This is a genomic window from Nocardia fusca NBRC 14340 (genome assembly GCF_001618425.1).
GTDB lineage: Bacteria > Actinomycetota > Actinomycetes > Mycobacteriales > Mycobacteriaceae > Nocardia > Nocardia fusca.
The window spans coordinates 78,515-89,165 of record NZ_BDCU01000040.1; the positions used below are offsets into that span (position 1 = coordinate 78,515).

The following is a 10,651-nucleotide window of genomic DNA, read 5'->3' on the forward strand; positions in this document are numbered from 1 at the left end:
TCCTACGACAGTTCGAGGCTTCGGTCGGAGGTGGCCGGGTCGGCCTCGATGCTGTCCGCTGTGCTGTCCCAGTCTCCGTGCCCGTAGCCGGTGGGCGAGGCTACGGCGGTGATCGCGGCGTCTATGTCCAGACCTGCCCGGCTTTCCTCGGCTCCCGGTTCAATCCGGCCCAGCATCCGGTCGCGTTCTCGGGAAAGGTGATCGATGCGTCCCAGCAGCAGGTGGCCGGGGCGTTCGTGCCAGGACACCCCGGTAAGCCCGGCCCGGTAGGCCTGATCTATCTCGCTGGTGGGGACACCTGCTCGCGCGGCGTCGCGTCGGGCGGCCCGGCCGTGGTCAAGCAACTGTTCCAGTCGCAGGATCCGCCCACCGAACAGCACTTCCGGACCCCACTCATCTGCCAGGCGGCTGTGTTCTGCCATGGCGTTCTGCAACCGTCGGAGTGCATCGATTTGCCGGTCTTGGCGCCGTGCGAGTGCTTCACCGAAGACGCTGGCATCGAGGGTCTGAGGTGCCGGGGCGGAGACGATCGACTCGGCCCCGGCACCGGTGACGGTCTGCTCGCCCGGGCGTTCCGCGATCGCTTCCGCCCCGATGGCGTCTGCTCCCGGGTCGACAGCGGGTTTGTCGAGGAATCCGCGGCCGAAGGCCCGATCGAGAACCGACGTATTGTCGGCGTCGGCCACCACATCGAGGTGGGCCGCGCGGGCAGGGGTCCGCACCGCGTCCTGCTCGGACCCGGTGATCGGCTCAGGACCGTGTCCGGTGATATCGCAGGCTTGGACCAAGGTCCGCCAGACCATGCCATCGACCGCAACACCTCCGAGCTGGCCCGATGTCGCCATCCGATCGAACGCACGCGCAGTCGCGTGCGGACGGGCCTCCCACCCCGCGACCGCACCCTGCAGTTGACGCCACAGCGTGCGCATATCGCGGCGCTCGTGGCTTGCCCACTTGTCGGCCAGCCGGTGCGCATCCCGATACATCCGGATCTTGTCGGCCGGAGTTTCACCGTAGGCAGCGATCAGGCGCAGCTGATAGTGGTGGGTGAAATCGGCCCGCAACTGCGCCTCGGCTGCCGACTCCGCGTCGGCATAGTAGGCGGGATCGGTCCGGGTAGGTATTTGCGCTGGCCAGTTCACGACTCCGCCCCCGTACCGCGATCGGTGGCGTTATCGGGAGAGGTATCCGGCGGCGGCGCAGGCTCTGGTTTCCAGATATCGGGCGCGGCGTCGCCCTCGGGTAGGGCGGAGTCGATCGCTGAGCCGATCGTGGACCCGGAACCGCGGTCTGTCGGGTCGATATCTGATGCCGGGTCCGCCGGCGGTGTGACGCCTTGGGTCAGCTCGGGCACGACGGTGAGGGACTGGCCCAGTTCCCACTCCGCTGTGCTCAGCGTCTCCCAGATCGATCGGATGTAGTTGTCGGTGTGAGCCAAATCTTCGGCCTGGCGGGCGACTGTGGATTCAGCCGCGACGGCCCTGTCGATCATGCTGGACAATGTCTTCTTGTGCAGGTGCAGGCTCTCTTGGGCCTGGGCGAGTTCGTCGGTGAGCTGTTCGATGCGGCCCAGCCACCGATGCGACGGCGCATCCATCCATGTCGCGCCGGTGGCCCCCGTTGCTTCGGCCGCGGCGATATCCTCCACACTGACTCCGGCGTTGCGCGCCAGCGTCCGCGATTCGGCCAGTGCGGTATCCAATTCGGAGGCATCGAGTTTGCGTGTCGTGGATCGGCCGGTGCCCTGTTTATCGGCCTGTGAGCGGACTGCGGACAGGTTTTGCACTTCACGTAGCCGTGCTGCGTGCCGGGCGTCCTCGAGCGCGCGAGAACCGTAGTCGGCGGTGACAGGTCCGGTGCGCATGTCGTGCGGGAGTGCACCGATCCGGCGCAACTCGCGCAAGGCGCCCAGCAGCTGGCGCGCCTCTTCTGGCGTAGGCGCGCTCCGCGTGCGCCGGGAATCGTTGGATGATTGAGGCTGGTCTTCGGTGTTGTCGGACATCGCGTTGTGCCTTCGTCTCGCACAGCCCGGACCGGTGTCGGCGCGGACTGTGGGATGTGTGGTGGATGTCCCCTGGGAGTGAGGTTCGATTGAGCGCGGCCGTCCCCGTGGCCGGTCACCGACAGAATGCGTGAACCAGAAAGGTCAGGGATCGGTGCCAATGTCACCCGGGTGCGGTGCCACTGCCTCCGGGCTTGTTTCGGGCTGGTCGACGATCCATGTACCGGTACCGGGGATCGCGGCGTCGACAGCTTCGCTGATCGCGGCGTGTACGAGTCCCGGCCCGGGTGCCGCGATGGGTTCGGTGGCGGTGTGCAGGATTTCGGTGTGCAGAGTGGCGGTGGCGGCGTCGAGCATCAATTCCGGAGTGGGGGGTATGAATCCGAGTGCGGCTCCTTCCAGATCGGGGACGTAGGGTGGAGTTGCCAGCTCGGCAGAGGGTCGGCTGTAGCTGTGCCATTCGGCGGCCAGGTCCAGGTCGCTGGCGTGCTGATGTGCGGCGGCGTGCCAGTAGCGCATGCTGGTGGCTCCCGGCCCCCACAACGCCGCTGCTTCGGTGTCTGTCACTCGCAGAACGTGCGCGAGCGCGGTGACCCGCTGGGACCGCAATGCCATGTTGTCTGCGAAGGTGCGTAGCGCCATCGGTCCGGCGTGCAGTTCGCTGTGTCCCTGAGCGGCACGGTGTGTCCGCGTTACGTGCAGGCTGGCCATCCGTTCGAGGTGCCACAGATCGAGGCCGAGCATGTCGAGGTAGAAATCCTGCATCTCCCCGGTGCGGTCGATACCCTCGCGCACCGGCGGCTGCTGCGGTGCCGCGAGCCCGAACAGTCCCCGCTGGCGGGCGTCATCGACATCGCTGGGGTGCACACCCGCGGTAACAGCGACCTGCTCGGTATGTTCACGCGCGGCCTCGAGGACGTCGAGGTGCGCTCGCCACCCTGTCTCGGGGTCGGAGTCGAGGTCGTGGCCGCCGTAACCTTGCGGGCCTCGGGCGTAGGTGCGGGCGTATTCGCCGGCCAGGTGGTGGATGCGCCGCAGCAACTGTGTCTGCCAGTCGGCCACCGTCACCGGTGGGCGTTTGGTTGATGTCATGGCGTGACCTCCGATACAGCTGGCCGCGCGCGGCCCGGGTGGTGGGTGCGCGGGCAGGGGCCCGCGAGAATGGGTGGTTGTCATGGCTCGGGTCCGATATCGGCGGGTTCCGAGCCGGGGCCGGGCGGCGCGGTTGTTGTCGCGTCGAATTCGCCGGCCGCTCCGGAGGGTGTGGTGAGGGCAGCGGCGTCGATCGCGGTGGCGATGAGGCCACCACCGCGTGTCCTGCTAGTGCCAGCGATCGTGGTGTCGAGGGATCGCGGTTCCGGTGCGCCGAACAGGGCGATCGCGGCATGCTCGACCATCTGGTCCGGCGACAACGGCAATTGCCGGGCGATGTCGTCGTGGGTGATGCCCGCGCCTTGCAGCACCATGATCGGCATCGCCAGCGGAGTGAAGTCGCTGGTGTGCATCGCTTCCCAACGCGCGGCCAGGGCCGTGTCGTCGAGGGTGTTCACCGCAGCGGCCACGGCAGCAGACCATTGCTGCGGCCCGGGCTGCCAGCACTGGTGGCGTTCATCGCGGGTCAATGCCAGGGCGTGACCGATCGCCCCGGCCCGTTGCCAGGTGATGCCCAGGACCTGACGCACTTTCGCGACCGCGTCGGGGCCCGCACCCATCCGCGGTGGGTAGGCCGCTGCGGTGGCGGCCATCTTCTGCAATTCCCGAATGCGCGCAGTGTGGGCTGTCAGCAATTCGCTGCGCGTGGCATGCCGACCGGACAGCATCTGCTGGCGGGGATGCCAACGCTGACCTTGGCCACCCGCGATCCGGGCGTAGTCCACCCAGGGTCTCGGTATGCCGATCGCGAGCGCGGCGGCCTCGATCTGAGCTCCGGCTGAGTCGACGATGTCGATCTGCGCGGCCTGAATCGGTGTGATCCGGTTGTGGTTGCGTTTCTGTGCGGTATCGAATGCCAAGTTCTGCACAGCGCGCAGCAGATGCGCCTGGAATTCGGTCGGGGTGTACATCAGCGGCCGTCACATTCCAGGCCCGAAGTCCGGCGCGGTTGGCGGACAGTTGCCAGTTTCCAGATCCGGCGCGGCGGCTTCGGTCCATGTCAGCTGGACTGCCGATGCACTCTCCACCTCCGGGTGATCCAGGCCGGGGCTGACCCCCTGGTGCCGAGTGGGTGAGGGATAGTCGAGGCCGTGGAGCGCGTCGGTGGCCGATTCGACGAGCTGATAGGGGGTCGGTGGTGCGGTCCCGGTGTTCACCGCGTGGTCGACCCGGGCTTCGTCGGGCCCGCCGAGCCGGCGCAGTGTGTTTTCGATCTCGGGTAATGTGAAGTCGTGCAGCCGTCGGCGCAAGCCGCTATCGTCGTAGCCGCGCACGAGCTCGGCGAGGGGTTGCCACGAGGCGGTGTCGCGGTCCCACAGGTCGCCGGCCTCGGCCAGGGATAGACCGGCGAAGTCGATGCCTTCGGTGGCGCCGAACCACGCGGCGGTCATGGATCGTTCCAGATCGCGGAGCAGTTCGAGGTCTGCCACGATCTGGCGGGTGTCGGTGCGCTGGTTGTATTCGACCAGTACCAGCGCGCTGTGTTCGAGGTGCCAGATCCGATCAGCTAGATGGTCGGTGGCTGCCTCCCCGGCGACAGCATCCCGGTCGAGGCACTCCGGCGAGGTCCGCCCGCCTTGGCCGGCCTCGTGGGCTCGCTGGATCGCGACAGCCGGTATTCCGGCGGCGGCAGCACGGGCGTCGAGCTCGCGCTGGTAACCGTGCAGTGCCGACAAATCAGCCAGGTTCGACCCACCGTGGGTGGTGGGATCTCCGCGTCCGGAGTGAATGCTGTCCGCGCTTCGGATCCGGGACAGGTCGGCGGCGAGTGCGACGCTGTGTTGAATGCGTTCCAGCAACCGCATCTTCCAACCCGATAGACCGTCGAGCTCGGGAAATTGGGAACTCACAGGAAATCCTTCCGGTATCGATAGATCGGCCACGCTCCCAGTCGTCACAGGTCGGGCCCACCGGGGGGCTCGGGGGCGCTCAGCGACGGGTCTTGGCCCTGCTCGAAGCCGAGGCCCTCGCTCCATTCCTGGTCCGGTAACTCGGCGGCCCTATGGAGGGTGAGCAGGGCTTGGGTGGCGGTTTCGGACAGTGGGATCGGTTCGGGGGGCGCAATCCCGAGCCGGATGGCGTGGGCGATCCGATCGGGGCTGTGCTCGGTGAGGGTGGTGGCGAGCTGTGTCCGGATCTCAGGGGAGGCGGACTCGTCGAGTCGGTGACGCAATACTGTGTCGTCGTAGTTGTGGACCAGACGCCCGCAGTGCCGCCACCCCTGCTCGTCGAGATCCCACAGCGCTATCGCTTCCTCGACGCTGAGGTCGGCCGAGGCGATGTCGGCAGTGACCGCGATCCACAAGGCGTCCATGTTGCGGCCCGCCTCCGTGATGGTCGCCAGGTCGGCGCGAAGGTCATGGTCCGAGGATCGGATGTCGTATTCGGCCACCACCAGCGCTGTATGGCGTAGCCGCCAGATCCTGTCGGCCAATACCTCCGTCGGCTCCAAATCCTCGGATGCGGCGTCGTCCGGTGTCTTCGAGGCCAGTGGTCGGTCCGCGATTCCGGCGGCCCGCGCCGACGCGAGCGCTGCCTCGGGTAATCCTGCTGCCGCGGCCCGGGTCTCCAGCTCCTCGATCCGGGCGTGGTAGTCGGTGATATTCCGGTGGCCTCGACCGCCCCACAGCAGCGCGGGCTGGGACCCTTCCGAGCGCGGAGTATCTCGAACTGCCAGCTTGTGCTCGTGGGCATAGTGGTATCGGATCCGGTTCAGCAGCCGGGCCTTCCAACCGGAACCATCTGTGGACGTCTGGAACTGGTCGCTCATCGTCCGGCTTCCGGACCAGTCCACAGGACCGGCAGGTTCACCGACGGCGCGCCGGTCTCTTCTGCGATTTCGACGACTTCGACATCGATCGGAGTGTTGAGGCCTGCGTCTTCGACCGCTTTCTCCATCCGGCCCGCCGGGGCGGTTGGGGGTTGGGGTGTATCCAAGATCGGGGGCAGCAGGTGGGCGAGTACGCAGAGGTCCCCGATGAGTCCGTTGACATCGCGCTGCGGTGCCCGCATCGGTGGCGGCGCCCACCCGGGTGAGGAGCGGGCTCCGCGGAGTACTTGGTAAGGATCGGTGCCGGTGTCCTCGACGAAACGTTCCTGAAATGCCTGGTAATCACGGGAACCTTCGGAGGTTTCCGATCCGGTGGAAGCGGCGGCGAACGCCGCTGAGGAAGTGACCGCCGCAGCCGATTGAGGGCCGGTTTGCTCGCTAAGGGTCTCGGTGAATCCCGCGGTGCGGCGCCGGATATCGATCAGCAGCTTCTTGTATGCAACATCCAGTTCATGTAGCTCAGCAGCACGCTGCTCCCGGTTCACATACCCGGCGACTTGATGATCGTGCAGAGTCGTCTTCTGCTTGCTCTCGAGATTCCCGGCGCGCTCACGGCGCGCAAGGTCTTTGTCCGCGCGCTCGATTTGCCCCTCGGCGCGCCGCATCTCCGCAGCATGCAATTCACCACCACGGGTAATGCGGGCCCGCACCTCATCGACGCGAGCCTGGTTGAGCTGACGATCCCACCACCGAGCTTCGGTCTGCTGGTCCACGCGCAGTTGATGCTCGACGAGCGAACGGTGCTCTTTGGCTGTGCTGGCCGACAACCGCTGCTCGTGTTCTTCGCGAGAGCGAGACTCACCACCGCGCCGGGCCAACAAAGCCTGGGTCGTATGCGCGGTCTGCATGGCCTGCACGAACCCCGTGCGCAGCGCCTGCCCGCTCTCCTCGACCGGGTCCCCGCCGCTCACGACCCCGCCACCAAGTGCGACAACCGCCAGCCCTGCACAGGTGTCTCCCGTTTCGCGGTCGCATGCACGACCAGCTCCGCACCGGCAGTCGCCGCGGCCCGGCTAAGCGCTACGGCCACGGTGCGGTGGGCGGTCGTGGATTGATCGGGTGGGTGATCATCTGGAGTGACCTGCACCGAGTCCACTCGAGACCCGCGCAGCGCCGCCGGCGCCCATAGCAGCGCCGCTTCTTGCGCTGCCGCAGCGAATGCTGGATCGATCAATGGCAGCGCGGCGTGGAAAGCCTGTGCTGGCCCTCCGTACCGGTCGTAGTCCAAAACCACGCCCACCGCGGCTTCGACCACCGCCTCCGGATCGCAGTGATCGACATTCTGATAGGGCGGGCTCAGATGCTCGGCTCGGCACTGCGATTGTCCACCGGGCGCAGACTGTACGGCCGTGCATCCACCCACCAGACCTCCGGCCGCGACCAGCGCCACGCCAACCACAGCCGGTCGGAAGACGCGTGGACCACTGCGCGCCGCGGCACCCGCGCCGCCGCGGCGTACGGTGGGCGCACCGGTGAACACGGTGATGAGGTGGTCTACGACTGGGCGGTCAGGACTTCGGCCGTCGAATAATCGCCGGTAATCCTGGTACGGCAGATAGTGAATACGGTTCATCAGATACTCCTTCGGAAATGAGCTGGACCGGAAAGGTTCACGGCCAGAGATTTCGGCTGGTCCGACGATGCCGAGCTCAGACGCGGGGTGTCTTCCTCCATGCCAAGCGACGGTGGGGAGAGCTCGTAGCGGCGCACATCCATGCGCTCGCCATCCCAGCCCGACAACGGCGCGATGGTGACCGTTTGCCCGGTTTGGGGTGCGTGTAGAAGCAGGTCATGGCCGTTCTCGTCGCGGCCGTAGTAGATGCCGACATGGTGAGAATCGGTGTCGCCGGGCGCGGTGAAGAAGATCAGATCTCCAGGTGCTCGATCGGCGAAGGGCACCACCTGGGCGGTGGGGTGATCTTGCTGGGCTTGGGTGTAGTGCGGGAGGCGGATCTGCCCGCCCGAGGCATGGTAGATCGCGTACAGGGTCAATCCGGAGCAGTCGAACCCACCGGAGGTGGGGCCGTGCACGTCTCCACCTCCCCACACGTACGGGGTGCCGATCCACCGGGAAGCACGGTCGATCACCGCCTGCCCGAACACGGTCGCCTCACCGCTCAGCGGTGCGCCGGAGCCGCTCGGTCCGCAGCCGGCGGCGGGAGTGCCGGCCGGAGTCCGCGGCATCGACGCGGGGTCGAGGTCGGCGAACATCGCATACAGGTCCTGTGCCAGGGCCAGGTGCTGGCGGTAGGCAGCCGGTTCCGACCGTTCGATCGCTTGGGCCAGCTCTGGCGCCGACATCTGCTCGGCTGCGGCGCCGAGTTTTTCGGCTTGGTCGTAAAACCAGTTGATCTGATAGGTCGGGTTCATCAGCGTCCCGATGCCGACGTCGCCCCAGACGCTGACCCGCATCTGGTGCGGGCCCACGGAATCATGATCGTCGGCGACGCCGTCGTTGGCGTAGCGCAAGGACTCGGGCACCGTCGAATTGGCGAGGTTACGGAAGCTGGATTCGGTGGCCTGGGCGGCGAGTTCGGCAACGATCACCTTCTCCGACATCCCGCGCTGAAGCCCGATCGCGACACCGTCACGTGCCAGTCGCAGCTGAACGTCCGACAGCCCCTGCACCCCTTGTCCGGTCTCGCCGGCGTCACCGCTTCCTGCCGACGGTAAGGCGGCAGCGCACGATGGAGCAGGTTCGGCACTACCTAGGAACACGAGAAGCAGCAGCACGCCCAGCACTGTCGCCACCGCTGCACCGAGGGTTGCCGAGCTGCTGGTGCTCATGTCTGTGCTTCCACCCAGAGGACCGAGGCGATGCGGTCAGGCTGTCGCCGCGGACGCCGCGCCGAACCGGTCGCTCCAGCCCGCGTACTCGATCCACCGCCGGATATGGTCGCCGACCATCGGCGCCGGCAAAGAATCCGGTAGCGCGAAGGATTTCGCCAGGACCGGTAGGTGTGGCTCGATGCTGAGCTGGTGGGCGACCAGTTCGCTGTCGATGACCGCGGCGTAGCTGCTCGAGATGTAGTCGTTGGCGGTGAACCACAGCGCGTGTTTCTTCACCTTCCGCAGCGCGTAGGTCGCGGCGAGATCGGTGAGGAGCTGATGCGCGACCGGATCGGTGGTGGTTTCGGCGGCGGTGACCATCTCATCCACGGCGATCCGGTCGGCCACTGCGGCAGCCAGTTCTATGGTCGAGTTGTCGGGTTGACCGGACACATCGATCCCGATCGTCAGCAGTCGCTCACGCTCGGTGAGCAGGCTCTGCCACCAGGTCTGCGCCCAACCCGGGTCGGAGGAACCGGGCAGGAGCCGGCCTCGGTGGCGTAGGGCTCTGCCCGCGGCTCCCAGCACCGCCGCGTTGGCTCCTTCTGCGGTGCGCAGCCCTTGACAGGCGGCGATATGGTCGACGAGGTAGTTGGCGCGCAGCATGCCCTGCGCCGCGCACGCCTCCCGACAGACCTCGAGGATCTTCCATGCCGAATGGGAGGTCATCGCTTTGGCGAGCATTCCCCACAACGCAGCTTCTCCCGCATCGCCGCTGCGCCCGTGGGTGCGGGCGGTGTTGGACAGGCACGTCATAGCCCACGCTTCCGACATCGCGTACACGAGTTTGCGGGCGATATGGTCGTGGCTGATCATCGTTTTCCCCGGGCCGATCTCACGGTTGACGGCGTAGGGGATCGTCAACGCCAGCCCGGCGCGCGCCGCCGAGACCGCTGCCCCGCCCATACTCAAACGCGCCGGATGCAGCGGGCTGGTAGTGCGCGCGAACCGCTCACCCAGGGTCAGTTCGCAGTGGAAACCGCCCTGGGAATCGAAGGCAGCCACCTCCCCGCACAGCAGCGCCGATTCCGGCAGGACCACGGCGTCGAAGCGGGTCATCGCATGGTCCATCCACAGCCCGTAGCCGGTGTCGGGCAACGCCACCATCTCCACCCCGTCGGCGAGGCCGTCGCGGGTGCGCAGCTCCATCACGAACGGCCACACCCCTTCGTCCTGGTCCTCGACGATCAGCCGGGCCATCACGATCACTGTCTTCGCCACACCCTCGGCAGCGGTGTTGGGCATGAACTTCACGCTCTGCGGGGTCGGGCTGGCGAGCCGGTAGGTGCGGGAGTGCCGCTGCCATGTCGCGGTGGTCTCCAAATGGAAGATGTCGCTGCCGTAGCCCAGCTCGGTGAACATCGCGGCCCCGGCCGCGGCGCCGGTGTCCAGCTGTGCGAGACACTTCTCCTGGTAGGCCGATCCGTTGCCGAGCTGCTGGATCGCAGCGACCGAGAGTTTGTGATGACCCGAGAGCAGCGACCACAGCCGCGGTGCCACCGCAGCCGACCAGTCGAACAGAGCATCCGACTCACATGTGTCGGCCTCGATCCCCGCCACCGACCCGCCCAACACCTCGACAGCCCGCGGCAACAGCGTGTAGCTGTACAGCGCTTCCTCGATCTGTGTCAGTCCGGACTGCGGCACGTCGCTCAAGCCGGTCAGCGCGTCACGGACGCGCATATGACGCGCGAAACTGCGGGGGCCGCCGAAGAGCACGCGCCGCAGCGACGCTATCGGCTCCGCAACGTAGCCCCGCGGCGGTGGCGGGCCGCTGGCTCCGGAGGCCGAAGCTGTATCCAGAGAAGTCATTTCCGTGTCCTTCCGAGAGATGTGAT

Annotated in this window: 10 protein-coding genes; 1 reads left to right on the top strand and 9 read right to left on the bottom strand. The window is 67.0% G+C overall.

From position 1 onward, the window contains the following. Positions 1-2: 2 nt before the first annotated feature. The 7 genes from NF4_RS25390 to NF4_RS38060 all read right to left on the bottom strand — a co-directional run bounded on the left by NF4_RS25390 (position 3) and on the right by NF4_RS38060 (position 6,895). Positions 3-1,142, bottom strand: coding sequence for a hypothetical protein (locus NF4_RS25390; protein WP_063129894.1), 1,140 nt, complete (start codon positions 1,140-1,142; stop codon positions 3-5). Then, the gene (locus tag NF4_RS25395) at positions 1,139-2,002 is read right to left on the bottom strand and encodes a hypothetical protein (RefSeq protein ID WP_063129895.1); all 864 of its coding nucleotides are present in this window, start codon (positions 2,000-2,002) and stop codon (positions 1,139-1,141) included. The genes NF4_RS25390 and NF4_RS25395 overlap by 4 nt, the downstream gene beginning before the upstream one ends. A gap of 144 nt (positions 2,003-2,146) precedes the next feature. After that, entirely contained in the window at positions 2,147-3,094 is a 948-nt protein-coding gene (locus tag NF4_RS25400) for a hypothetical protein (protein WP_157120582.1), read from the bottom strand. An 80-nt stretch (positions 3,095-3,174) separates the two neighbouring features. Continuing rightward, positions 3,175-4,065: a hypothetical protein gene (locus tag NF4_RS25405; protein ID WP_063129897.1), complete on the bottom strand. Its 891-nt coding sequence runs from the start codon at positions 4,063-4,065 to the stop codon at positions 3,175-3,177. 9 nt (positions 4,066-4,074) lie between these two features. Further along, positions 4,075-5,004 carry a hypothetical protein gene (locus tag NF4_RS25410; RefSeq protein ID WP_063129898.1) on the bottom strand — a complete coding sequence of 310 codons (930 nt, stop codon included), beginning with the start codon at positions 5,002-5,004 and terminating at the stop codon, positions 4,075-4,077. A gap of 44 nt (positions 5,005-5,048) precedes the next feature. Then, positions 5,049-5,924, bottom strand: a complete 876-nt coding sequence (locus tag NF4_RS25415) for a hypothetical protein (RefSeq protein ID WP_063129899.1) — start codon at positions 5,922-5,924, stop codon at positions 5,049-5,051. After that, positions 5,921-6,895: a hypothetical protein gene (locus NF4_RS38060; protein ID WP_157120583.1), complete on the bottom strand. Its 975-nt coding sequence runs from the start codon at positions 6,893-6,895 to the stop codon at positions 5,921-5,923. Before NF4_RS38060 ends, NF4_RS25415 begins: the two co-directional genes overlap by 4 nt. A 359-nt stretch (positions 6,896-7,254) precedes the next feature. Here NF4_RS38060 and NF4_RS25430 point away from each other — a divergent pair, with 359 nt between their 5' ends. After that, positions 7,255-7,515 carry a hypothetical protein gene (locus tag NF4_RS25430; RefSeq protein ID WP_157120584.1) on the top strand — a complete coding sequence of 87 codons (261 nt, stop codon included), beginning with the start codon at positions 7,255-7,257 and terminating at the stop codon, positions 7,513-7,515. A gap of 41 nt (positions 7,516-7,556) precedes the next feature. Here the strand turns inward: NF4_RS25430 and NF4_RS25435 are convergent, their stop codons facing one another. Next, complete coding sequence (locus NF4_RS25435; RefSeq protein ID WP_232330647.1) at positions 7,557-8,771, bottom strand: C40 family peptidase; 1,215 nt, start codon at positions 8,769-8,771, stop codon at positions 7,557-7,559. 36 nt (positions 8,772-8,807) lie between these two features. Continuing rightward, complete coding sequence (locus tag NF4_RS25440) at positions 8,808-10,625, bottom strand: acyl-CoA dehydrogenase family protein (RefSeq protein WP_198165480.1); 1,818 nt, start codon at positions 10,623-10,625, stop codon at positions 8,808-8,810. Positions 10,626-10,651 lie beyond the last annotated feature (26 nt).